Here is a 26038-nt window from a genome sequence, read left to right on the forward strand (position 1 = left end):
GCTTTCATGAGTGCCTGATGGTCCATGAGGTGGGCGTTGGAGGTACGTAAAGAGACTGTATGTGTCTGTAAACTTTACAGGCCCATAACTGAATAACAGTTGGCACTGGTGCCCGCCCTGGCCAGGGCATTCAAACCTGCTCCAATTGTTTACCTGTATGAACAGACAACGTGGACGAGGCAGGTCATTTTGCTTAGGGTATGGCTATTCGATACTACCCGCAAGGCGGCCCGCATGAAGCGTGAAGAGTTCCTGGCACAACCTGAAGTCGAGGCTTTCATTGCATGGCTGGCAGTCAACTTGCCGGTGCTCACGTTCAAGCTGCGCTTCAAGTCCAGCAAGTTCGTGCCCGGTGGCCTGGCGGTCGATGTGCAGGGGATCGAGCAGGTACTTGAGCACTACCGCTGGAAGGCAAGCTGGCGCGACGCCAATCAGCATGCGGTCGACTCTGAAACCTGGGGGCAGACCCAGCGTTCGCTTGGGCAACTGCGTGAGTGGTTGTCGGCTGCAGTCAATGCCGGTGATGAGCAACAAGCGCTTCAGGCCTGTTTGCAGATTCTGCGCTGGGGCGGCGTGCGCGGCGCCATTGTGTTCCTGCACCGCCTGGCAGCAGAGGGCGAATTGTCGAACTACCTGAAAACGATGGCAGGGCTCATGTCGCTCGAAGCTGACAATGACCTGGATGACCTCGACGCGAACAGTGTCGAGCGTTTTGACTCGGGCCTGACCAAGATTCACGCCTTGCTCGATCTGACGGGCTCGCCCATCTACGACAGCCGTGTCGGTGCTGCGATGGCGATGTTGTATTCGCTGTTCCGTCAGCAGTGGGCTGGGCGTGGAAAGCCCCTGCTGAAGTTCCCGTCTGGCAGCGCGCGCGGCGACCAGATCCGTAACCCTGGGGCGTTTGCGAACAGTTTGGCAGCGCCGCAGTTTTCTGCGCTCGAATACGCCGAGTGGGCGCGTTGGCAGGTGCGCTTGGGGTGGATTGCGCGTGCGTTGCTCGCGCGCACTGGCTGGTTTGCCGAGCAAGGAGCGATGCCTGCGTGTTGCCACGCGTTCGAGGCGAGCCTGTTCATGCTCGGCTATGACCTTCGCTGCTTTGGCCTGACGCCAGTACCTGAGGCCAAGACTGTTGGCGAGCAGGGCGAAGTATCGCTGCGCGAGCCTGGCAATATCGGTTGGGTGCCCACGGGCCACCCCTTTGGCCAGGTGCTCAGTGACTACCTGAGCTTCCGTCGCAGCGGTGCGCCCGACAACAAAGACGCGTTCGTTGACTGGCTGGTGGCCAAGCCGCGTAACGAGAAAGCGCTTTCGCGTGCGACTGCACAGGACTACTGCTTCCCGTTTTCCATTGCCGAGTTCGACTTGTTCGGCCGCTCGCTGGCCGCCCTGGAGCGCATTGTTGCTGGTGGCGAGGACGGACTGCGGGCGGCCTTGTCGAGCGAAACGCTTGAACCGTTTACGGTGGGTGACGAGCGCGTCAGTGTTTGCCTGGTGGATGTGTTGATCACCGGCAATGCCTATGCCCGCGCGGAGAGTGGCAAGGGGCGTGTCGAATACATTGTGAATGCTGGCTATGCCGGAACCGACAATTCCGCAAGAACACTCATGGCCGTGGGGCGCAACGTGGGCAAGCACTTCGGCCTGCTCGACGCGCACCACTTGCCGACGCCCTTGTTCGAGCAGTTCTACCAGGGTTGTTCGCTCGACGCCTGAGCCCCACCGGACGGAATACACCATGCAAACTCGAAACGGTCTTCAGCTGTATTCCGCCTCGGACATCTGCGGCTATCTGGAATGCCGGCATCTGACAGCGCTGGACCTGCAGCACCTGGTCGCGCCGATGGAAAAAGCGCCGGCAAGCGACCAGAACCGCTTGATCCAGGACAAAGGGCTCGCCCATGAAACGGCATTTCTCGAACGGCTCAAAAGTCGTCATGCCCACGTCGTCGATATCGCCGAGGGCAACCCGAGTTTCGCACGGCGGGTGGCGCTGACCATCGAGGCCATGAAGGCGGGTGCGGACATCATCTTTCAGGCGTCGCTTCAGGAAGGCGCCTTTATCGGGCATGCCGACTTCCTGCGCAAAGTGCCGCGGCCGTCGGCGCTGGGTGGCCACAGCTATGAAGTGATCGACACCAAGCTGGCCAAGAGCGCAAAGACCAAGTTCCTGGTACAGGTTGCGCTCTATTCGAGAATGCTGATTGCGATTCAGGGCGTACAGCCGCAGTTCATGTACATCGTGCTGGGTGATACCGCGCGTACCGAGCAGGCCTATCGGGTAGCCGATTACGCTGATTATCTGGAACAGGTGCTGCAGCGCTTCACGGCGTTCGTGAGCAGTGACGGACAATGGGACACATACCCGGAACCGTGCGGACATTGTGGTTTTTGTGGGTGGCGTGATCGCTGTACCGAACAACGCCTGCAGGATGATCACCTTTCGGCAGTCGCCGGTATCAGCCGCTCGCAAATCAACAAATTGCAGGCTGGCGGTGTGACCACGTTGCAACAGTTGGCGGCCAGTGGCGATGGCTTGCGCATCCCCAAGCTGCAAGTGGAGTCGCTGAACAAGTTACGCCATCAGGCGCGACTGCAGTTTCAGGGGCGCTCCAGCGATACCCCGTTGTACGAGCTGTTGCCGGTCATGGGGCATCGGCGTGGCTTTGGCCGGCTGCCGCCTGCGGTCGAGGGTGATCTGTTCTTCGATATGGAAGGCAATCCTCTGGAGGAGGGCGGCCTGGAGTATCTCTTCGGCCTGTATATAGACGAAGGCGGTGAGCAAACCTTCAAAGCTTTTTGGGCGAACAGCCGGGACGAAGAAAAGATCGCGTTCGAGCAGTTCATCGACTGGATCATCGCGCACCTCGAGCGTTACCCCAACGCACATGTCTACCACTATGCCAGCTATGAAGAAACGGCTATCAAGCGCCTGATGAGCCAGCACGGTACGCGCGAGGCGCAGGTGGATTGGCTGCTGCGCAATGGCAAACTGATCGACCTTTACAAGGTGGTGCGCGAAGCGATCCGTGTGTCGGAACCCAGTTACTCGATCAAGTACATCGAGCACTTCTACATGGCAAAGCGAGACGGCGACGTGACCAATGCCGGTGCGAGCATCGTGTTCTATGAGCGCTGGAAAGAGACCCGTGAGGCGGCACTGCTCGAGCAGATCGAGCGCTACAACGAAGACGATGTGCGCTCTACCTATCTGCTGCGCAACTGGCTTTCGAGCATCAGCCCGTCGGACGCGGGGCCAGCTTTTGTGCCGCAAGCCGAAGGCGAGAAAGCCGTAGCGGAGCAAAAGGAGATCGAGGTTCGGCTGGCACACTATCGTGATCGACTGCTTGCGGGCTTGCCGCCTGAGGGCTGCGCCCTGAGCGACGAGGATCAGGTTCGAGTGCTGACCTTCCAGTTGCTCGATTTCTACCGCCGGGCAGAAAAGCCGGTGTGGTGGCAGTTGTTCAGCCGCCAGGACATGACGACCGAGGAGTTGCTGGAGGATATCGAGAGCCTCGCCGGTTTGCACCGCACTAAAACACTGCCGGTACCCATCAAGAGTTCGTTCCTGTTCGAGTACAGTTTCGAGCCACAGGAAAGCAAGATGCGCTCCGGCTCCCAAGGGGTCATTGCAGAATCGTTGGCCAGTGTGCAATTGGTCAGCCTGGACAATGACGCGTGCCTGGCGACATTCAAGGCCACCGCGAAAAAGGCGCCACCGGAAGCCTTTGACATGATCCCCGGCAGGCCGATCCCGTCAGCCGTGCTGCGCGATGCATTGTTTCGCTATGCCGACAGCGTCTTGGCAGGAGAGCACCGCTTCCAGGCGGTGATGGACTTCCTCCATCGACGCGCACCGCGGGTCAAAGGTGTCGAGCCGGGTGCGCCTCTGCTTGATCCAAACCTGGCAACGACCGATGCCATCAAGCAGGTGGTGCGCAACCTCGAGGACAGTGTGCTGTTCATTCAGGGGCCGCCAGGTGCCGGCAAGACCTACACCGGCTCGCAGGTGATCGTTGACCTGCTCAAAGCCGGCAAGCGTATCGGGGTCACCTCCAATTCGCACTATGCCATCAACAACCTCCTGATGGCTGTCGAGGCACGTGCACACGTGGAGGGCGTTACATTCAAGGGGCTGAAAAAGTCATCGGAAGGCGAGGGCACAGAATTCATCGGCCGTTGCATCCGCTCCATTGAGGAGAAAAAAGAGTTTCTCGACAACTGGGGGCCGGATATCAACTTGACCGCCGGTACTGCCTGGCTGTTTGCCGACGCGAGCTTCACCGAACAGTTGGACTACCTGTTCATCGATGAAGCCGGCCAGGTGAGTGTGGCGAACCTGGTCACCATGGGCATGGCGGCCCGTAACATCGTCTTGATGGGTGACCAGATGCAATTGTCGCAACCCGTGCAGGGCGTGCACCCGGGCCGCTCCGGTGACTCCATCCTCGACTACCTGCTGGACGGCACGCCCGCCATCGCACCTGACCGAGGAGTGTTCCTGGCGCAGACCTGGCGGATGCATCCCCAGGTTTGCTCTTTCATCTCCCAGGCGGTGTACGAAGGTCAGCTTTCATCGGCGCCAGGTACCGAGCGGCAGTTGTTGCTGCTCGATGGGGAGCGACCGGAAGTACCGGCCAGCGGGTTGTTGTTCTGCCCTGTCGAGCATGACGGCAACGGCCAGAGTTCCGATGAAGAAGCTGCCTACGTCAAAGCGCTGTACACGTATTTTCTGCGCCAGCGATATGTAGATAAAACCGGTGTGGAGCGTGTACTGTGCCTGGAAAACATCCTGGTCGTGGCGCCTTACAATCTGCAGGTACAACTGCTGAAGCAAGTGCTCCCAGCGGGCGCGCGCGTTGGCACCGTGGACAAGTTTCAGGGGCAAGAAGCTGAAATTGTCATCGTGTCTATGGCGACGTCGAATGAAGACTACCTGCCGAGGGACATTGGCTTCCTGTACTCGAAAAATCGTTTGAATGTGGCGGTCAGCCGAGCCAAGACGCTGGCCTGCATCGTTGCCAGCCCGGCACTGACAGCCGTCCGCTGCCTGACGCCGCAAGACATGAGCTTGGTCAACGGCTTGTGCATGGCGACCCGGTACGGGCAACAGCAAGGCCTGCCCGCTGCGTGTGAATTGGGGTCGTGAGGCGTTGGGCCGTGAGCTATCCACCTGGCTTGCTTACCGTGTTGGAAGAGGCATTGAAGATAACGCGATTCAGTGTCGACGACCTGCTGGCGCTTGAAATTGGAGGCTGGCATGTTGCCGTGTTGCTCGACGATCTGTCGCACCTTCGGTCCCTTGCCCCTGCGGCGATGAATGACCGCGACGGCGCCGAGAGCACGCCCCTGGACATCGCCTACCGGCTTGGCCGAACTGCCTGGATCGAGCGGTTGGAGACCCTGGGTGCGGAAGGGGACAAGGCGCTGCTGGACTGGAAAGGGCTCGGCAGCTTTCTGAGCCCGGACAACTTTGCCCGCTTGCCTGGCAGGCAAGGCATCATAAAAACGCTTGCCAAGCGATATCAGCAGGGCCGTAGCCTGAACGACCGCGACGTGGCGGGTAATACGCCACTGCATTGGCTAGTCGCGCATGGCCAAAGCAAGGCGGCGAACTACTTTGTAAAGCACTTCAGCAAGTTCTGCCTCGATCTGAACGCGAAGAACAACGAAGGGCATACGGCGCGAAATATTGCCGTTCTGGCGGGGCATCACGATATTGCCGCACAGCTTCTAATCGGGGAAATCGACAACTATTTGCGGGCGGCACGTATCTGGCAGCAGATGCTTGCCACGATGAGCAGCCACTGGCGCAGCTGATCGAGTGTTTGCCGGCCAGCGACTAGCCACGAAGTCCCACGTCGCGAGTTTCAAAGATAAGTTATTCAAGAGCGATGAGCAGATTGAGCTAGCTAAACCCTGTAGATGAAGGCGGTCTTGGCAATGAGTTCGTGTAGCAATCGAGGAGCTGGAAAATGCCAATCAAACCCAGACCCTTCACCGTTGAATGTAAAGGATGTGGTTGGACGAAAACCGTGGCGCCGCGCAGTGATGCGCTGACGCCAGGGGAGTGCAGCGATCGTTGCCCGAGGTGTGGGAGTGAGGAGTTGAAAGTGTGTGCTGCGGGATGGTTGGCCGGGGCGCTGGCGGAGTTGCTGGCGCGGCGGCGGATTTAATTAAGGTATGAGCGAAAATTGATCAATCAGGAGCATTCAGCCATGAAGAATGTTTTTGCCGTTATTGGGTTCATCGTGATCGCCACCAAGGGGTATGAGCTGTACCGCGAATACAACGAGATGAAGCGTGAGAAAGCGGCGCGGGAGGCGGGTGGCTATTCGATTTGACGTGTGTCCAGCGAGGCTGGTAGTCGAAGCAGATGCTGGTTGAAGCTGGAATCAAAAAAACAGTGATATCATATGGCCTCCACTGGCTTCGTTCAGGTTTCGAGGGTTTTACCGTGATGGACCAAATTTCTGATGCTGATCTGAAGGACCTACAGAATGCGAAAAATCTTCTGGAGAATCCTGGCGTTGCTGTGAAGGTCACTAACTTTATAGGTGCCCCAATAGAAAAGGGGTTTGAGTTGCTGCCCGAGGATTGGAATAAAAATATCGGAGATGTTGTAAGGACGGCATTGCTCAAAGCGTCAGATATGGCCACTCTCACGATGAAAGATGTACCGGGTGAAGAGTCCTCAAATATTTGGCATAAGTTTGGAGTGGCTATCACCGGCGGGATCGGAGGTTTTTTTGGATTGCCAGCTCTGGCAATCGAACTTCCGATCTCTACCTCGATCATGTTGCGATCTATCGCTGACATAGCAAGAAGCGAAGGCGAGTCAATATCTGAAGCAGGGACTAAAGAAGCGTGTCTGACCGTATTCGCACTCGGCGGTGAAAGTGTTGATGATGATTGTGCTGAAAGTACTTATTATGCTGTGAGGGCAGCCCTCGCTAAATCAGTTGCGACCGCTTCTGAGTTTCTTGTTAATAAAAAGCTTACCGAGGAGAGCGCCCCTGTTCTAGTGAGGCTGATAGCTGCAATTGCAGAGAGATTCAGTATTCAAATCACTGAGAAGGTTGCGGCGCAAGCAGTTCCGGCAATTGGTGCGGCAGGAGGTGCGCTTATAAATACTATATTTATGGATCACTTTCAGGACATGGCCAGAGGGCACTTCACTGTCAGGCGTCTCGAAAGAAAATATGGTGGTGAGCTAGTGCAGTCAGTTTACGACGGGCTTCCAAAACTCGGGCAAGTCTAGAGGCCGCGGTCTGGGCGGCCCTTAGACAGATCTTATCGCAAGAATGGGTCAACTAAATTGTGCCGGGTTTCTGCAGGGTTAGAACCGTCAAGTGAAAAACATTTACGAGGCCGCTACAGCACGCGAAGTGTGGGGTCGAAATTTTAAATTCATCATGAGCGCCCCATCTATTTTAGTGTGTGCATATCTGGGGGATGGGGGCGCAAGCTGCAGTCGGCAGTGAGGGCGAAGCGTGAGCATGTTGCTAAATTGCAACGAAAGTTGTTGATTTTACATGGACTGGATTCTGTCCGTTGATGGGTTATATGGAAAGAATCGAATGGATCAGAGGCTGCCTGCAGGCAGCTCTCGATGGGGTTTGTATCGCCACTGATTTAAAGGCGCTGGGCCATGTGCTTAGTGCCTTCCTTAGCTAGCGGCGTATTCGAAGCCGAAGAAATTCTTCAGTTTCGGCGCTCTTGCTGTGAGCTTGATCAGCGCCACGCAAGGCCTTTTGAGCCGCTAGTTTGAGTTTGTGACGTAGGTCTTCGCAATCACCCACTAATTGCTCAAGTTCCGAGACGTCAAACATCTGTTCTGATAGCGGGAAGGCCCGTTCGATGCGATCATGCAAGGCAGTTCCGCCAATTTCCAGTGCGTCTAGTTTGAATGCGTTGAATTCGTTCTTGCGACCTTTCAATTGCGCAATGTCAGCTTTGATCGCACATTTGTAGGCATCGAAAACGGCATCGAGTTTATTGGAAATCTTCCCGACTACGTCCACCTTGCAGTTAATAGACCGTAGGAACTGTTCGAACGCCAGCCCTGTGGATGGATAGGTTCGTTTGCGTGCAGTGGATGAGTAGGCACACATACCCGCGTACTCGATCTCTGCGAAGGCAAGGTCGTCGGCTACCTGTTCCATGATTTGATCAATGTCATCGTCAGACTTAACATCAGCCTTGTTCAGCACGATGTACAGCGAGTTGCCACGGAATGGCGTGGACTCGATGAACTCAATGTCTGACTGGTCGATGGTCCCGGCGGGGTCAAGTCCGATGACCCACACCAGCGCACTTGCCTGGTTGACGAGAGAGGCTGCGGTGCTCCTGTCAGCAGCTGAGGCACCACCCGACGTACCTGGGTTGTAGCCCGGGGTATCAATGATGCACAGGTTGCCGAACAGCTGCGGATCCATGGGCACCTTGACGCTGATGAAAGGCAGGATGCGGCGAAGATCGAAGCCGAAGCCTTTGACGTATTCGTGGGACATGGAGGCGTACAGGCTCGGCTCCAGGTCGATGGCTCCGCCGTTGTACGAATAGCCATTGAACCTGGTTTCTTCAGAGCACACGACATAGCTGGGTACTACGGTCACCGGGTTGATGCCGGTCGCCAGGCGCACGCTCGAGTCTTTAATGAAGCTGTTGATGAACGCAGACTTGCCGCTACTGAAGCCTCCCGCAATGCTCAGGATGGTTTTGCCCGCAATGCTTGGGAAGTTGTTCAGCATACGCAGCTCGGCGAGAATCGCCTGCATGTCGAGCACGGCCTGTGCTTCGCCTGCCAGCGACGATTCACGGACTGCGAACGCCATGTAATCGTTGTTGATCAGCTCGGCGAATCGGTCCAGCTCTTCATTGACGGGAGGCTGCTGTGCCAGAACCCTGCTCACCAGGGAAAACTTTTCAGTGAGCGACAGATGTTGCTGGTTAATGTCTGCGTAGTGGTTTTCGAGGTGCTGTTTGGACGCCTTCAGTTCCTCTGTGAAGCTCTCCAGCAATTCGACGTTCTGCTCTTGGGCCGACAGTTGGGCTTTGTGCTCGTCCAGATAGGTCTCGAGCTCACTGATTTGCGCAAGGGCCTGCCCCCTGCGCTCTTCCAGCTCTGCAACATTGGCCTGTTCGGTATGCAACTGGGTCGACAATGACGCATTGTGAGCAACCAGCTCACTGATGTGTGTGGCCTGCCCGGCACATTGTTCAGTCAACGATAGATTGGCGTCTTTCACTTCTTCGAGATGTTTCTGGACCTCTGCCATCGTCCGCTCCAGCTCCGTAACGTCTGCCTCTTTGGCCGTCAACTCTCGGTTGAGCTTGGCCAGCCGCTTTTCAAGATTGGCGATCTCATCAAGTGCCTGGGCCTCTCGCTGTGCCAGATCTTCAGCCTCGGCCGTCTTCGCTTGCAGCGCATCAGTGAGCGCCTGCTTGCGTGTTTGCAGATCGCCGATCTGTTCTGCCTGTTCCGCGCATTGAGCGGTCAATGCTTGTTTGAGGCTTTCGAGCGCTTCGAGTTGTTGGCGAACATTGGCCAGCGTTTGCTCAAGGTCGAGGATGTGCTGTTCTTTGTCGGCCAGCAGTTGCTTGTGTGCTACAAGGTCTTGCTCCAGGCCGCTGGCTGTTGCCAGTGCTTGTGCCTGACGTTCTTCGAGTTCCTTGGTGTAGACCTTGGCTTGTGCCAGCGCGAGCATTGCCTTCTGTAGCTTGGCGGTTTCCTGCTCAAGCGCCTTGGTGGTCGAGGCGAGCTTACCTGTCTCGACCTGTAGCGCTTCGGTGAGCGTGTCATTGCGCTGACTCAGGGCGTGTATGCTGTCGCTCTGGCTTGCAGATAGCGTGGCAAGCGCCTGATGGTTGTTGAACAACGTGTCTAGCTGGCGTTGGGCATCTTCGAGATGGTCTTGCAGTTCCAGCGCCAGTTTTTTGCGCTTGAATTGCCAGAATCGAGCGAGCGATTCCACGGCCGGCCGCGCCCGGTCATCAATGCGTGGCGGGTTGCTCACAGGGTTACCTCTCCAGCTTTGCGTATCATGCGTTCAAGCCGATCGATCGTTTGGGCGGCGTTGTCGACCTGCACTTTGAGGACATTGATCCGGCGCTGTACTTCATCAACGAAAGTGCCAGAGATCGTGCCAGGTGTATTACGCTCTACCTGCTTGAGAAATGAGCTGATCTTTGTTTTGACCTTGCTGCCGAGCGAGCCAACAAAATCATCTGCGGCATCTTTGAACTGCTCAGCTTCGTAGCCCTTGAGGGTGCCTTTGCTTTTCAGGTCGTCAGGTAGGGGGATGTCCAAATCGAAGTCGTCTTTCGGAATGGCCTGGATGATGGACAGGATGGCGAGTTTGATCATCTGTGGATTGGCATCGTGCTCCAGAACACCACGGATTTTCGGCGTCAGCGCTCGGGCTAGCGCTTCATTCAAGCCTTGGTGGGAATGGCTTACTGTGGCGCTCAATTCGTCCTGAACATCGGTCATGTAGTCTTTGAGCGTGGATACAACCTGGCTGCTGATGATCTTTGCGCGGACTTCGGTTTTTTCCGTTGTACCGCCAACGCCCAGCTTGCGCGCGAGCCAACCCAAGGCGCCGTCATTATCGACGGTATAGGTATGGCTGTAGGACCCTTCGGCATCGTCGATAGCCGACTTCGTCTCGCGAAGCAGTTGGGATGCCTTCTTACGCATGCCTTCACGCAGGTTCTGGCGATAGTCGTCCATGGTGAACTTGAAACTGCCATCCAGCTCCAAGGCGAGGTCCAGTCGCTTTGACTCCAATGACGCAAGTTGCTCGTTAAGTTCGCCGACGTTAGCGCTTTTGATCTGCAAAACTTGGTTTTTTGCAAGCGAGATGATGTATTGCTTGAACTCATCAAGGCTCTTCTGCTTGGTCGCCAGGCGGTTGCTGATTATGTCAGTGGTAATCTTGGCTTTTTCTGTACGGACCTCTGCAAGGACCGCTTTGACCGCATGGATATTGGCCAAACTTTCCAGGCTGCCTAAGGTCAGCTCCCGATTGTCGCGGGAGAAGTAATCTGGGTAGTCGATACTCAGGTTTTCCCACGTCACCTGCTCATTCGAGTCCCAACTTTCGGGTGCGTCGAGGCGGCGATTGAGGCTGTGACACAAGCCTGAGCTGTGTAGGAGGTTGTGGTGCGCCGAACTGATCAGTTTGTCGAACACCGAACCCACTTCGGGGCTGCTCTGCTTCATGTCAGACAAGGTACTTTGTGCCCGCGCAGAAAGCTGGGTGCGAATGGCTTCCACGGCATCGCTCAGGCGAGCGCGCTTTTCGCTACCATAGAGCTGTGTATCGATTTGGCTGGCCACTAGCACCAGCTTCTGAATGCCTTCTTTTTTAGTGATGCGGCCCATCACCTCCAGGTCTTGCTCATTGAGAAACTGGCCGGCTGGGCTGACGATAAAGACTACATCGCACGTCTTCAGCAACTCGACCGTTCGCTCTTCGCGCGACTGTACCGGGTCGTTCATGCCAGGCGTGTCGATGATGCAGATATCGCGCAGCTCTTCCAACGGCATGAAGACATGCACCGTCTTGGTGAACGGCATGTAAGTACCATTGGCACCGACGTACTCGTGCAACCGCTGCGCAAGCTCCTTTGGATTGCTGGCGCTGATTTCGCTTTGCGACTGCAGCATTTTGCTATCGATGCCGGAGGCTGTCATGCGCTTGAACTGGTCGTTGGCTGCAAACAAGCCTTCTTCCCGCTGCAACTCGGTTAGCGCCCTTTTTTCCGCCATCTGTGTCAGTTGCTGCATGTCGATCGGCGTGCCCGGCGCCTGGGTGCTGCGTCGTTTCACCAATTCTTCGAGGCAGGCATCCTTGCGCGCTGTGAGCCGCTGTTCGTAATGGTCCGACTTGAACTTGATTGCCCTTATGTCAGCTTCACTGTAGAACTCGACCTTGGCTCGGAACACCTCTCCCCAGGTGATCGTGGTCAGCGCCGCCGTCATCGGCGTAGCTGCCTTTGGCAGGATCGGCTCACCGTCGAAGATCAGTGCATTGAGCAACGACGATTTGCCAGCCTTGACGCGGCCGACGATACCAATGTTCATCAGCCGATTCTGGTCCTGCAATACTTGAAAGGACTGGGCAAGCTGTTGCGGTTCATCGATGGCGTTCATGCGCTTGAACTGCTCGATTTCTCGCCCAAACAGGTCCTGATTGCTCCCTGCCAACGCATGAAGGCTTTCGCTGAACTCAACAAGTTTCTGGTAGCTCATCGGGTCGTCCGCCTTATTTGTACAGGTGTTCGTTTGCAGCCGCCTTCACGGCGCTGGCCAGGTTTTCCAAGGCGGCGGTCTTCTGACCGATCTCGGCTTCGCGCTGCAGGTTTTCCTCAGCAATGGTGTCGACGACGTGCTTCTGTTTGGTGATCTGCTCTTCGAAACCGTCGCCGATCTTTTTCAGCATGGCGTTGAGTTGCTCATCGATGATCGACGGGATCTTCCCGCGCAGCTCCGCCTTGATGTTCGGGAACACTTCACCGGTGAGTTTCTGGCGGAACTTCTCGCGCTCGTTGCCTCCACCGTTGAGCATCCTGAGGATTTCCGGCAGGAAGATGATCGCCAGTTCGACCAAGGGGTTGACCACCGATGTGGTCACGGCAAGCACGGTGGAAAGGCTGCGATAAAGCGCGACGCCTCCGGGTTTGTCGGCTTCGGCACGCGCGCTCAGGCGCGTGGACCAGTCACTGAGCAGTTCGGTGGTGCGCTCCAGTGACACCTTGACCTTGCCCGTCAGCTCTTCGCTCCAATTGCCATTGATGTCCAACAGGGCCATTTGGCCGTTGGTAGCGCTCAAGTTGCTGGCAATGCGGTCCACCATATTGCTGGAGATATCCTGCACTTCAGATTTGATCGTGTTGGCCAGGGTGCTACGAATGATGTCGGAGATCGCGTTCGACATGGCACCTGGATTTTTGCTGCTACCCAGCGTCACGAGTTCTTCCAAGGCATTATTCAGGGCGTTATCGAGGCTGCGCAGGCTGCGGTCGAGCATTTTCCCGGAGTAGCGATCCTTGAGGTCCAACTCCACATCCTTGCGCTGCTCCAGCAATTTTTGCAGGGCTTGTTCTAGCGCCCGGGCAGCTTGCTCGCTTTCAGCCTTGTCTTTCTTCAACAGGCTGAGCGCCAGATTGATTTGTGCCAGAACCTCGAAGTTCTGGTCTTTGAGAATATCGATGAACAGACGGGAGAACAGCGCGTCAGGCTGCAAGGCACTCAGCGCATTTTGCAGCGCTTCGCCATCGCGGTTGCCAATAGTGAGGCTGCGGTGATGATCACCGAAGTAGACTCCAAGCTGATCATCGATATACGCCTGCACTTCCTCCACCTGATCGGCCGCACGCAGGTTGCACTTGCTCAGCAGGAAAGTGAATTCAGTGTTGTAGGTTTTCAGCTCGTCGAGCTTGCGCAGCATCGACTGGGTGATATTGCCATCTTCGATGCTGGTCAGAACGACGAAATGCACCCCCCGCGGCAGGTAATAGGCGATTGCCTTATTGTGGTTCTCCAGCGAAGAGCCGAACCCAGGCATATCGACCAGCACCAGCGGTGCGATGGCTTTCAGGGCATCACTGTCCAGGTAAAGGCGCAAGTGTGAGAACTCGCTGGAGCGACGGTTGATCGAGCTCAGCGCTTCGACAGGCAGGCGCTCCTGCGCGCCATCGGGCTTGATGGCAAGCAAGTAAGGTTCGCTTGAGTAGCGCAGTTCGGTTGCCAGTTCGGTTTCCGGCGCAATGCCAACGGGCAGTACCTCTTTACCCATCAGCGTGTTGAGCAGCGAGCTCTTGCCCGCACTGAAGGCGCCGATTACGGGCACCACCAACTCGGTCTCCATCACTTTAGGCAGAAGGGTCTGGTCGAAGGTGAACGTCTGGCCTTCGAGCAGCCCCTGCATTTTCTTCAAATAAGTGGCGAAGGCTTTCTGGCTTTCGAGCATGGTGATAATCCTTTAAGTGCTGGGCTTGTTCGGGCAAGGAGGGCTAGCGCAAGGTGCTTAATGCTTGCGGATGTTCAGATGTCGGGCGGCTTTTGCCAGCAGGCTGGCAAGGGCGCCGGCCCGAGATACTTGCAGGTTGGGATTGCCACATTTAGGGCAGCTGTGATGCCAGTCTCCCGGGCCAAGCGCGTCACTGACCGGAGCCACTGTCCTGCTCCAGTTGCATTGATCGCAGTGGAAGGTCATGGGGCAAGGTGGGATAGGCATTCACACGTCCTGTATGAGTAAGAGTGGGCGCATGATGGCACTCTGATTTCTCTTCGTAAACTGTCAATAAAACGCACTGTATTGAGTTGGAAAATGGGCTGAGAGTGGCTTTTTTGACGAGTTTCCCAGGACTATATGTGCGGATGATTTACCTGTTTATTTAGCCAGCATTCAACTTGGCGCATTGTTGTTGAAACATGAAGTCATTACAGGTGAGCTTTACGACCCGCGCCCGCTTGGTCCTGTGTCGCCTCTGGTTGTGTCATGAGCACCGAGAAGCGCAAGCGGTGGGTCGAAGGGGTACATCTTCGTTTACGAGGAGATTGACGACGATACCTATTCGATTTCCCAAGGCAGTAGTCCATTAGTCGTTCCCAGCTTTACGTCGGTTGCGGCGCAGGCTAAGGTGCTGGCATAAGGACATTATTCTCTGGCATTTTGTCCACGGAAGGCTTTTGGGTCGCTGCCATGCGCCCATTCCACTCCGATTTTGTAGTGCCCCAAAACGTGCTTGGTAAGGTGCAGTCGTCCTCCCCCTGCGGGATTTGCGATTGACGCACCCGTGTGGGTAGTACGGTCTTACTGAACATAAAGTGCTTAATTGAAGGCGGAACTGTATGGATTTTTCGACGCTGCTGCAGCTATGGGGTGCTGCAAGCTCCGAGCAGTTGATTGCACCAAGAACGGTTGTTTTTCTCGTTATCGTCCTGTGTGTTGTTTATTTTTTCCGCTATTTCTGCAGGTCTTTCAAACTTAGCGCTCAGCTGAAGCGTTTGACCAAAAGCGTGCAGAACGCAAAAACAGTTCTCCCGCCACTTCGGCGGTCTGAGCTGGAGCGACTGTTCAGTGGTACCAAGCTGGAACACTCCTGGCGTGAGTACGCTGAAACGTTGCACGATCAGTTCGAGATCAAGGAGGGCGAACAGGTACTCGTCCGATCGCGAGCCACCGCAGCAGCAGCGCACTTTTTCTCACCGCAAAGTGTGGTTGATACCCCGCTGGGGACCGAATTCTATAAGCACCTGCCTGGTATCTTGACCGGTATCGGTATTGTCGGAACTTTCTTTGGCTTAATGCTGGGTCTTCAGCACTTTGACCCGAGCACGCCTGAGCAGGTCAACGCCAGCGTCGACAAACTGTTGAAAGACGTGCTGTTCGCGTTCATCGGCTCCTTCATTTCGATCATGGCATCCATCGCCGTCACGCTCACTGAAAAGTGGCGCCTGGGGCAATGCTACAAACTGCTTGAGGCACTCAACGAAACGATCGACGGGCTTTTTGACAGCGGCGTCGGTGAGGAATACCTGGCGGAGCTGGTGCGCTCCAGCGCTGAAAGCTCGGTGCAAACCCGTCAGCTGAAGGACAGCCTGGTGACTGATCTGCGGGAAATGTTACAGAACCTCGTCGATACCCAGGTCCGTGAAAGCCTCAAATTGGCAGATACCTTGTCGACGACGTACCGCGACTCTGGGCAGCTGCTGGCCGACCAGGTGAGCGGCGCAATCGAGAACAGCCTCAAGTCGCCGCTTGAAGCCATCGCGGGAGCAGTCCAGGCTGCCAGTGGCGATCAGTCTGGGCAGGTACAGAACCTGCTGCAGGATGTTCTGGTGGCTTTCATGAACAAGCTGGAAGGTACGTTCGGCCAGCAGTTCAATGGCCTGCACGAGTTGATGGGCCAGTCGGTTGCCGCCATGCAGTCGATGCAGCAGGGCTTCTCGACGCTGATCCAGGACATGCGTTCGGCTAGCGAGTCTTCGAATCAAAGCAGTTCGTCCATGATTGCCCAGCTACTGGCCGATATGCAGGCCGGGCAAAACGCCATGCAAGCGGGGATGAACGAGATGCTCGCCAATCTTCAGGCTTCGGTTGCCCGTATCGGCAACGAAGGGGAGGGCGCTGGCGCTCGAATGGCCGAGCAGCTGGAGAAGCTGTTCGCTCAAAGCGAGGCTCGCCAACAGGCAATGGCTGAAAATCTCCAGGCTTTCGTCGATTCGATCAAGCAGAGCATCGGCCAGGGCCAACAGGAAACCATGGCCAAGATTGCAGGCTCCGTCGAGGTGTTGGGTGAACAGCTCTCGGCAGTCTTCAAGCAACTGGAACAGGGTCAGCAGCAGATGGATCAATCCACCCGTGCCGCCCAGGCTGACCTGCATCAAGGTACCCGCGACCTGGTGGGCGGCCTCGACGAGCAGGTCAAGGCGTTGTTGCAGACGGTTGCCGAGCAACAGAAATCTGCCCAGGACACTGTCAATGCATTGAGCGCCCAGACAGAGCAGCATCTGCTCAGTATGCAGCAGGGTGCTGACAAGATGCGGGCGGCGGCTGAGCGGTTTGAAACCGCTGGGCAAAGCGTTGCGCGAGCCAGTGAGTCGACGGCGGGGCTGATGGGTACAGTCCAGGGCGCAGGGGCTGAGCTTGCACAGGCGTCGCGTGAGCTGAACACCGTTGTCGCGGACTACCGGAACAATCGTGAAGCGCTCGCGAAAACCCTCGCTGTCATCGAAGGGGTAGTCGCCAGCGCTCAAGGTGAAGCCAGCGGTCGCAGCCAGTATCTCCAGGACCTGAAGGTTCAGAGCGAGCGGATGCAGGCGCTCAACCGTGAGGTGTATGAGTACCTCGAAAACATCAGTGGTGTGCTGGGCAACGGCTTCAAGGAATTCGGTGAAGGCATGGACCGGGCGTTGAGACAAACCCTGGGCAGCCTCGACACCGAGCTCGATAAAGCCGTCAAGAGCCTCGCTGGTGGTGTGGAAGGGGTCAAGGAAAGTCTCGAAGACTTCGGCGACATCATGGAACGCATCAGGCGGTAACGGAGGCTAGTCGATGTTTGGTAAGCAAATGCCTTCGGCTGCCCGTTCAAAGGATGAGGGAGAGAAGCCTTTCTGGATTTCCTTCGCTGACTTGATGACCGCGATGATGATTCTGTTTCTTGTGGTCATGGTGGCAGCTTTGAGTTCCGTGACGCAGCGGATCAACCAGGCAGAACAGGGAGAGAAGCAGCGTAGCAAGGACATCAGTCAGATTTGCGAGCACCTGAGCCTCAAGGCGAAGACTGCCAGCAAGACCATTGTCGTGGACTGCAAGGACAACCGGATCAGCTTCGGCGATGCTGGCCGCTTTGGGCATAACCAGTACGCGCTGAGCAACGATGGCCAATCGGCTCTTCAAGAGGTCGTGCCGATGATTCTGGACGCAGCCAACAGTGAAGAGGGGCGTAAATGGTTCAAACAGGTTGTGATCGAAGGTTCGACCGACACGGACGGTTCCTACCTCTATAACTTGCACCTGTCATTGCAGCGTTCGGAGTGGGTGATGTGCAGCCTGCTCGATAGTCGCAGTCCGCTCCAGGTCGGATTGTCGCCGGAGCATCAGCAGCAGATCAGATCGATGTTTCTGGCGGGTGGCGTGTCGTTCAACAATGCGAAGGACACCAAGGAAGAAAGCCGGCGAGTGGAGTTGCGTATGCAGTTCTTTGGCTTGAAGGAGAAGGAAGGCAATCTCAAGCCTGATGTGCCGGTATTCACTAACACTGACGTGGAAAAATGTCAGTTGGCGATGAACCGATGACCAGCTCGATCGCGAGGCTTTCCGCCGCCATTAGCCAAAGCCTGTCAGCTCATCGCACGGTGCAGGCCCCAGAACCGTTGGAGCGTTTCCCTCGCCTGGCTGCTGCGGGAGTCGATCTTTACGAGCGATTCGAGCGCGCTGAAAAAGCCTTGCCGCCACCCGAGGAAAAGCGCCGTGCTGCGATAAGCAAGTTTCGCAATGTACTGCCACTCAATGCTTCGGAATGGCGCTTGGTGTTCGCCGGCCTTTCAGACAAAAGTGAGCGCGTCGGACCGATACTTGACGATGACCAGCTTTACGCGAGAGTGCATCAAGAAGTCCATAAGCGCATTGAGAATCGAGAGCTGAGCCGCCGTGATTGGTTAGCGCTGTGCTTCAGCTACTTTGGCTACGACTCTGCTACGCCTGCGCAGAACGCCAATTGGTGCCTGTTGCGTGAAGACGTTCAGCTCGGTTTCGAATGTGTCAGAGACCAGCAGAAGCGTGTGAAGGAGTGGGTGCAGATCGTTCAGCAACATCAGGAGCTTTTTTCCGAGCAGGCAGGTGCCACGCTGGGTGAGCAGATGTTCAACGGTGAGATCAGTGACCTTTCGGCATTGCAGACGATTGCGCAGATCCCAGACAAAAGTTGGCTGTGGAACAGGATTTTTACCGTACTGGTTTCTCGTATTTTCTTGTTGGATGACGCTGAGTTCTCTCAGCGTCTGGCCGATTTGGTCGACATCGGCCGGCAGCACCAGGGGTACATGAATCAGATTCTGAGTGCATGCCTGGCGCGCTACCACTTGGCAGCTTATCGAGAGAAACCATCGTCGCTGCTCAAACAGCTCGCGCTCGACAATTGGGGGAGTCCGCAGATCCGCTCCAGACAAAACAGCTGGCTGCGGTATGTCGATAAAGATGTCTGTGCGATGGTTGTAGCGTGGTTTGCGAAGGAGGATCTGGAACACTTCTTCAACCTGCTGAAGGGCGATGATGACGTCGACCAGTCACGCCTTTTCTACTGGCTGCGGTTTGCCAACCAGATGAGCTACACCCGAATCATCATGGGCTCGGATGCTTGGAGTAACGAAGGTCGAGACTTTGCTCATTTCCGTGAGAAGAACAAAGGGCGTCTTGGCCGGCTGATAGGCGCAGCTGGTCATAACAACGCTGTCGTCATGCAGATCGGGAACTACTTTTTCGTGGAGTTCTCGGGAATGGGCGCCTGCTATGTGTATCAGGCAGACAAAGCTCCGTTTGATCCAGAGAAGTCCCAGCTTGGACTCGCTACCGAAATTAAGCAGCGCCATCGTGTAATAGAGTGGATGCGTCACTTCCCGGCTCCGAGCCGCTCAGATCGCGTTGAGGGATGGCTGATCAAGTTCGATGACACCCTAGAGAGACTGGGCATTCGTATTCAAAGCCAGGGGGTAGAGCCAGCCACTTCAAGACTGCTGTCGTTTGACTATCAGCTTCGTGAGTCCATGAGGTCAGTTAAACACACGCTCCATGATCGACGTGCGCAGGGCGGTGCAATCCATATTCAACTAGAAGAAAACGATCAGGCTGCAACCATCGCCCTCCGGCGATTGGGCTTCAAGCCCGAGAACAATAAGCCACTACGGTTCTGGAGAGAGTGATGCTCAAGCGTTTCCTCAAAGGCATTGGCCTGCAGCCGAATTCGGCAGCAGAAAAGGCTGAGCCGACTTTTTCCATTGAGGAGCAGGGTATCTGTTATCCCCTGAGCTTGGCGGAGAATACCGAGTCCTGGTCGCTGGCCAGTTATCTTGATCAGCTGGAAGAAGAGGAGTTCGTCTCCCAGCTGAGCGATCGATGGCTACTGACGTGGGATGAGCTCTACCGGCTGCTGAGTGAGCCCGAGCACGTAACAAGCCTGCCGCTATTGGGGTTGCCGCCGCTGACAGCCCTCATCCCTCAATTGAGCAGCCAGGGCAGCCTTGCCTCCGACGATTTCAAGGTCTCTATCAGTGGCTGGCGCGATTCGCAGTCCAATGCCAATGTGCAAGTGCAACGAACGGGCGCCATCGTTCAATATCAGGGAGCCACAGAACTTCTGCCTGAGGCGTCCTGGAAACTGACCGGTGCGGTACGACAGCTTTATCTGGCACAACAAAATGAGCCCGGTGAAGTAACCAACCAGGTTGGCTGGGCCAGCATCAGAAAGCTGGCGCGCAAGGCTGGCGCTGGTATGGATGGCTTCCTGGATAAGACCGTCGTTATCAAACCCGAAAAGCTGCGGCTCAACCCGCGAAAGTCGACGTTAGGCGACACACCGGTTATCGAGTTGCAACCGAGCTTCGAAGGCCAGCCGGCTAACTGGCTTGAGAGTTTTGACGGTGCCAAGCAGGTTCAGGATCGATACCGGGTAACGGGTGACGATGGCTCGCTGACTCATGTTCTGATTGAGCCTGAAGTCAAATCGGTACTGGACTACGTGCGTTCTTTGCCCGGGCGTCGGGTTGCTGGTGACGATGCCCTTTCATTCGTCCGTAATCCTTACAGCACACTCGGCGAAGGTGCCGCGCAAGTGCTAGATGCCGACGCCTATGAAGACGAGCTCGCCGACGCGGGCATTTTCTTTCATCGTTTCCATCTGGAACCCAAACTGGATGAAGCGGGCCAGCGTATCGAGCAGGTAACACTGACGCTCGAACCGATTTCTCCAACCCCGCAAGCGCCCATCGAAATTGAGTTCAAAGCGGCCCATGAGTTCGCGCCACTGGTGCATGAATTGCACCTGAAGTTGGCCGCCGGCATGGCTGCGGGCTTCTGGCAGGGCTATGAGCTGGAGCTCAGCGATTTTGATTTGCGCCAGATGGCAGGCATCAATGACCTGCTCAAGCGTTGGCAAAATGAAGCGGCCGGAATCGAATTTGAATCGGTCCTGGACCTTTCTCTCTACGGCGACCGTGTGACAGGCATTGGTGAAGCGGAAAGAATTACGTCGCCTTTCCTGGTCAAAGAGGCGACCGAGAACTGGTTGCCGAAAGATGTGGCAGCGCTGGGCATCGACGCAGAAATCCTGGGTCGGTGGGATCCTTCCGATCGTGCTCAATTTGAAGCGTTTGGGCAGCGGCTGGATGAAGCACGCGCTGCTGGTGATGACACGGTTTGTTTGCCAGAGTCCGAAACACCACTCTCGATTACTGCAGCAGAGCAACTGTTGGATGCCTGGTCGAAGAAGATTGCACCTGTCGAGACCGGCCAGGTTGAGCAACGGGAGAAAGTTGGCCGCGCCGTACTGCAAATCGGCCACAACATTGACGAGCCGACTTACGTACAGGTACGTCAAGCAGCGTTACGAGCCGCTTTGGATGCAACGCCAAGTTTGCCTGGTTTGCTCAAGCCTGAAGTCGTTCTTCGTGACCATCAGATGCAAGGCGTGGCGTGGTTGCAGCATTTGTTCCGCTTGTCCCCCGCGGACGTGTCGGGTTGCTTGCTCGCGGATGACATGGGGCTTGGGAAAACGATCCAGTTGCTCACCTTCCTGGTCTGGTACTTGGAACAGTACCCAAACGATCAGCCAACACTGATCGTCGCTCCGGTTTCGTTGCTCGATAACTGGGAGCGAGAGCTTCACCGGTTCTTCTTTGCTGATGCGCTGCCTGTATTGAAGTTGTATGGCTCAGCCTTGAGTGCAGTGAAGTTCAAGAAAGATGAAATCCCAGCGGACTTGAAAGCCAAGGGCATCAAGAACCTGCTGCGCCCAGGTTGGATGGGCGATGCCCGAATTGTTCTGACGACTTACGAGACACTGCGTGACCAGGAGTTTTCCCTGGCGCGCCAGCAATGGTCCATCGTCGTGTGCGACGAAGCTCAGAAGTTGAAGAACCCCGCAGCACTGGTGACTCAGGCGATCAAAGCCATCCCCGCACGGTTCCGAGTGGCGTGTACCGGTACGCCGGTCGAGAACACCCTGATCGATCTCTGGTGCCTGTTCGACTTCATTCAGCCAGGATTCCTTGGTGGTTTGAATCAGTTCGGTCGCGACTATCAGCGCCCCATCGAGGCCGCACTGGAGCGTGATACGGATGCGTTGGAACGCCTGCGTGGGCTTATCGAACCGCAGACGTTGCGGCGGACCAAGCAGGATATCGCCAAGGACCTGCCGGCCAAGATCGAAGACACAGCATGCCGTTCACTTGGCATGCATGCCCTGCAGCGTAACCTGTATCTGTCCGAAATATCCGCATACAGCCAGAAGCAGCAGATCGAAGAGCAGCTCGATCAAAAGACCTCCGGCATGCTCGGCTTGCTGCACAAGCTCAAGCTGATTTGCGCCCACCCTTACAGCGTTCAGCCAGACACGCGCTTGCGCGACAACTCCCCGAAGCTTCAGTGGCTGATGCAGACGCTCGAGTCGATCAAACGGGCCGGCAACGGCGACAAGGTCATCGTCTTTACCGAGTTGCGAGATATTCAGCGGGAACTGCAGCACGCGATTCAGCAGCATTTCGGCTTTCGGGCGACGGTCATCAATGGCGATACCAGCACCAGCAGTCAGAGCGCCAATAGCCGGCAGCGGCTGATCGATCAATTCCAGGAGCTGCCAGGTTTCGCCGTCATCATCCTGTCCACTATCGCCGTCGGATTCGGGGTGAACGTGCAGGCCGCCAACCACGTCATTCACTTTACGCGGTGCTGGAACCCGGCCAAGGAAGATCAGGCGACCGATCGGGCCTATCGGATTGGGCAGCAGAAGGATGTGTATGTGTACTACCCGACGGTTCGCGATGCGGCGATGCCGACGTTCGAGGCGACGCTGGATGAGCTGCTGAGTAAGCGGCGGGCGTTGGCGCGAGATATGTTGAGCGGGGCTTCGGAGCTTCAGGCTTCGGACTTTGAGGCGTTACTAGGTGCGCAGTGAGGCTGCAATCGCAAGTGCATTAATTCAGGGTTTCGGGGTCGGCGGGGTATTATGCTCAGCGACATGTCAATTATGTGTACAGGTTGTTCAAGGCAGCATTTGCAAATGGGGGCGCTTCAGCCAGCTGAGATATGTCTAGCGCAGTGTCGCCAGCGGAGTCTGCCTGGATTGTTTACCTGTGGGCACGTCCAGTCTTGGCGCTAACAGCTCAACGGCCTATTGTGCGCGGAAATTGGCATCGTCGGTCGCGCATGCTGAAGCAGCCATGGTGCCGATGCCGAGGAAGTTGAACTGGCAACTATCTGCCCCGGTATCATGCAGCTATTTTCGTCCGGGCCTCTGTGGTCGGGATTTCATTTTTTACCGCGCAATTCATCTGCGTCGTATGTAGGGATCAGTCTATGTCGGATCAAAAGAGTACCGAACAGGCCGCCAGCAGTCTCGCTGAACAGGCACTCAAGCAGGCCCGCACCCGCTTGGCGCCGAGCGCAGCCGGGGCCGAGCCAGAGTCGGAACCGGCGAAAAAGAAGCGCGGGCGCAAGGCCGCTGTCAGCGCCACCAGCAGCACCCTGCAGGATCTGGAAAAGACCCTGTGGGCCACCGCCGACAAGCTGCGCGCCAACATGGACGCCGCTGAGTACAAGCACATCGTGCTCGGCCTGATCTTCCTCAAGTACATCTCCGACAGCTTCGCCGGCCGCCGTGCCGAGCTGGAGCGCCGCTTTGCCGACGCCACGGATGAGTACTGCCTGAACAGTGACGATCCCGAATACCTGGCTGAGGAGCTGGAAGAGCGCGACTACTACAAGGAAGTCAACGTGTTCTGGGTACCGGAAGCGGCCCGCTGGGAGTCGCTGCGGGCCGCCGCCAAGCAGGTCGACATCGGCAAACGCATCGACGAGGCGCTTGCCGCCATCGAAGCGGAAAACCCGTCGCTGAAGAACATCCTCGACAAACGCTATGCCCGCGTCCAGCTGCCGGATGGCAAGCTCGGCGAGTTGGTCGACCTGATCTCGACCATTGGTTTCGGCGGCGACGCCAATGTCGCCCGCGACCTGCTCGGCCAGGTCTACGAATACTTCCTTGGCCAATTCGCCAGTGCCGAAGGCAAAAAGGGCGGACAGTTCTACACCCCGGCCAGCATTGTCAAAACCCTGGTGGCCGTGCTCAACCCACATCACGGCAAGGTCTACGACCCATGCTGTGGCTCCGGCGGTATGTTCGTACAGTCGGAGAAATTCATCGAGGCACATGGCGGCAAGCTGGGCGACGTGTCGATCTACGGCCAGGAGTCCAACCCGACCACCTGGCGCCTCGCGGCAATGAACCTGGCCATCCGCGGCATCGACTTTAACCTCGGCAAAGAGCCAGGCGACAGTTTTGTGCGCAACCAGCACAGTGACCTACGCGCCGATTTCGTCTTGGCCAACCCGCCATTCAACGTTAGTGACTGGTGGCATGGCAGCCTCGACGGCGATCCGCGCTGGGTCTACGGCACGCCGCCGCAAGGCAACGCCAACTACGCCTGGCTGCAGCATATGCTGTTCCACCTCAAGTCCAGCGGTCGTGCCGGCATCGTCCTGGCCAACGGCTCGATGAGCTCCAGCCAGAATATGGAAGGCGAGATCCGCAAGGCGATGGTCGAAGCCGATGTGGTCGAGGTGATGGTCGCGTTGCCGGGCCAGCTGTTCTTCAACACGCAGATCCCGGCCTGCTTGTGGTTCTTGGCCAAGCAGAAAGCCAAACGCCCTGGCGAGGTGCTGTTTATCGACGCGCGCAAGCTCGGCACCAATATCAGCCGGGTGCAGATCGAGCTGCTCGATAGCGACATCGAGCGTATCGCCCAGACTGTTGCTAACTGGCGCGGGGTACCGTTGGATGAGGGAAGTGAAATCGGCGAATACGCCGATGTGGCTGGCTTCTGCCGCAGCGTGCCTCTCGCTGAGATTGCCGAGCATGGCCATGTATTGACCCCAGGTCGTTATGTCGGCGCTGAGGCCATCGAGGATGACGACGAAGCCTTTGCCGAGAAGATGCAGCACCTCACCGCACTGCTGGGCGAGCAAGTGGCCAAGGGCGCCGAGTTAGATCAGGTGATCCGGCAGAAGCTGGGAGGGCTGGGTTATGAGTTCTGATTGGCGCGAAATTACATTCGGAGAGTTCGTTGCAATCCAGCGTGGCCATGACCTGCCAGATCAAGAGAGAAAGCCTGGTTCAGTCCCAATACTCGGCTCATTCGGCATCACGGGCTATCACGATACTATTAGAGCGAAAGCTCCCGGTGTGACAGTTGGTCGAAGTGGTGCATCTTTTGGAGTGGCAGCATACACAGACCACGATTACTGGCCTTTGAATACTGCTTTATACGTTACCGATTTTAAAGGGAACTTTCCTAAATTTGTCTTCTATTTCATGAAGGCATTTGATTTTTCTGCGTTCAATTCCGGCAGTGCTCAACCGTCGCTGAATAGGAACAATCTATACCCTGTATCTATTTTTGTTCCTCCGCCAGTCGAGCAAAAAGGTATTGCCGATCTGCTTAGTAGTTTGGACGACTGTATCACGCTGCTCCGCGAAACCAATGTCACCTTAGAAGCCATCGCCCAGGCGCTGTTCAAATCTTGGTTTGTCAATTTCGACCCGGTACGCGCCAAGGCGGAAGGGCTCGAGCCCGAAGGTATGGATGCGACAACCACGGCGCTTTTTCCGGATAGCTTTGAAGAGTCAGAGTTAGGATTGGTCCCGAGGGGATGGATGGTCCGCAGCTTGGATTCGATTGCCAACTACTTAAATGGTTTGGCACTGCAGAGGTTCCCGCCTACGAAAGATGGCTGGCTTCCAGTCATCAAAATAGCCCAGCTACGTAAAGGCGATACGATTGGTGCGGATAGAGCGGGCAGGAACATAAACCCCGAATACATAATTCAGGACGGTGATGTCCTGTTCTCATGGTCGGGCAGCCTTGAGGTTGTGATTTGGTGTGGTGGTGAAGGCGCCCTGAACCAGCATCTTTTCAAAGTGACGTCTAATGACTTTCCGAAATGGTTCTACTACCTCTGGACGCGTCAGCACTTGACTGACTTCCAACATACAGCTGCCAGCAAGGCGACCACGATGGGGCACATTCAGAGAAAGCACCTAACAGAGGCTAAGGTTGTTGTCCCTCCCGCCGAGGTGCTTCGCAATGCAGGGGTATTGATTGAACCACTCCTAGAACGCTGGCTGGTGAATGCGGAGAAAGCCCGTACCCTCACCCAGCTCCGCGATACCTTGCTTCCTCGCCTGATCTCCGGCCAGCTGCGCCTGCCGGAAATGGAGGCCTCCGTCGAAGCCATGTTGTCGGAGGCTGTCTGAT

General features: G+C 56.4%; 14 protein-coding genes. 11 read left to right on the forward strand and 3 right to left on the reverse strand.

Translation table 11 applies throughout. The features are described from left to right. Positions 1 to 108: 108 nt before the first annotated feature. The 5 genes from ACIPZ8_RS18485 to ACIPZ8_RS18505 all read left to right on the forward strand — a co-directional run bounded on the left by ACIPZ8_RS18485 (position 109) and on the right by ACIPZ8_RS18505 (position 7261). Positions 109 to 1716, forward strand: coding sequence for a hypothetical protein (locus tag ACIPZ8_RS18485; RefSeq protein WP_400726167.1), 1608 nt, complete (start codon positions 109 to 111; stop codon positions 1714 to 1716). A gap of 22 nt (positions 1717 to 1738) precedes the next feature. Continuing rightward, positions 1739 to 5149, forward strand: a complete 3411-nt coding sequence (locus ACIPZ8_RS18490) for a TM0106 family RecB-like putative nuclease (protein WP_400725987.1) — start codon at positions 1739 to 1741, stop codon at positions 5147 to 5149. Between the two features lie 11 nt (positions 5150 to 5160). Continuing rightward, positions 5161 to 5820, forward strand: a complete 660-nt coding sequence (locus ACIPZ8_RS18495; protein ID WP_400725990.1) for an ankyrin repeat domain-containing protein — start codon at positions 5161 to 5163, stop codon at positions 5818 to 5820. A 398-nt stretch (positions 5821 to 6218) separates the two neighbouring features. Then, positions 6219 to 6344 (forward strand): hypothetical protein, encoded by a 126-nt coding sequence (locus ACIPZ8_RS18500; RefSeq protein ID WP_400725993.1) that lies wholly within the window; start codon positions 6219 to 6221, stop codon positions 6342 to 6344. Positions 6345 to 6376: 32 nt separating this feature from the next. Then, positions 6377 to 7261, forward strand: coding sequence for an EcsC family protein (locus ACIPZ8_RS18505; protein WP_400725996.1), 885 nt, complete (start codon positions 6377 to 6379; stop codon positions 7259 to 7261). Between the two features lie 412 nt (positions 7262 to 7673). On the opposite strand, the gene ACIPZ8_RS18510 is transcribed toward ACIPZ8_RS18505, so the two are convergent. From ACIPZ8_RS18510 to ACIPZ8_RS18520, 3 genes are read right to left on the reverse strand one after another with little or no spacing between them, the layout of a single operon-like run. Further along, on the reverse strand, positions 7674 to 10019 hold the full coding sequence (locus ACIPZ8_RS18510) for a dynamin family protein (RefSeq protein WP_400725999.1): 2346 nt from the start codon (positions 10017 to 10019) through the stop codon (positions 7674 to 7676). Next, positions 10016 to 12259 (reverse strand): dynamin family protein, encoded by a 2244-nt coding sequence (locus ACIPZ8_RS18515; RefSeq protein ID WP_400726002.1) that lies wholly within the window; start codon positions 12257 to 12259, stop codon positions 10016 to 10018. The genes ACIPZ8_RS18510 and ACIPZ8_RS18515 overlap by 4 nt, the downstream gene beginning before the upstream one ends. 13 nt (positions 12260 to 12272) lie before the next feature. Next, complete coding sequence (locus tag ACIPZ8_RS18520; RefSeq protein ID WP_400726005.1) at positions 12273 to 13979, reverse strand: dynamin family protein; 1707 nt, start codon at positions 13977 to 13979, stop codon at positions 12273 to 12275. Between the two features lie 884 nt (positions 13980 to 14863). Between ACIPZ8_RS18520 and zorA1 the strand changes: the two genes are divergently transcribed. The 6 genes from zorA1 to ACIPZ8_RS18550 all read left to right on the forward strand — a co-directional run bounded on the left by zorA1 (position 14864) and on the right by ACIPZ8_RS18550 (position 26037). Beyond that, positions 14864 to 17056, forward strand: a complete 2193-nt coding sequence (gene zorA1, locus ACIPZ8_RS18525; RefSeq protein ID WP_400726007.1) for a type I Zorya anti-phage system protein ZorA1 — start codon at positions 14864 to 14866, stop codon at positions 17054 to 17056. A gap of 13 nt (positions 17057 to 17069) precedes the next feature. Further along, positions 17070 to 17813, forward strand: a complete 744-nt coding sequence (gene zorB1, locus ACIPZ8_RS18530) for a type I Zorya anti-phage system protein ZorB1 (protein WP_110639689.1) — start codon at positions 17070 to 17072, stop codon at positions 17811 to 17813. Further along, a complete protein-coding gene (zorC, locus tag ACIPZ8_RS18535; protein ID WP_400726010.1) occupies positions 17810 to 19435 on the forward strand; it encodes a type I Zorya anti-phage system protein ZorC in 1626 nt (541 codons plus the stop codon). The genes zorB1 and zorC overlap by 4 nt, the downstream gene beginning before the upstream one ends. Continuing rightward, positions 19435 to 22683 carry a type I Zorya anti-phage system protein ZorD gene (gene zorD, locus ACIPZ8_RS18540; RefSeq protein WP_400726013.1) on the forward strand — a complete coding sequence of 1083 codons (3249 nt, stop codon included), beginning with the start codon at positions 19435 to 19437 and terminating at the stop codon, positions 22681 to 22683. Before zorC ends, zorD begins: the two co-directional genes overlap by 1 nt. 401 nt (positions 22684 to 23084) lie before the next feature. Next, positions 23085 to 24818: a type I restriction-modification system subunit M gene (locus ACIPZ8_RS18545; RefSeq protein WP_400726016.1), complete on the forward strand. Its 1734-nt coding sequence runs from the start codon at positions 23085 to 23087 to the stop codon at positions 24816 to 24818. Then, positions 24808 to 26037: a restriction endonuclease subunit S gene (locus tag ACIPZ8_RS18550; RefSeq protein ID WP_400726019.1), complete on the forward strand. Its 1230-nt coding sequence runs from the start codon at positions 24808 to 24810 to the stop codon at positions 26035 to 26037. Before ACIPZ8_RS18545 ends, ACIPZ8_RS18550 begins: the two co-directional genes overlap by 11 nt. Position 26038 lies beyond the last annotated feature (1 nt).

This window comes from Pseudomonas sp. NPDC089422 (assembly GCF_044749405.1).
Taxonomy (GTDB): Bacteria; Pseudomonadota; Gammaproteobacteria; order Pseudomonadales; family Pseudomonadaceae; genus Aquipseudomonas.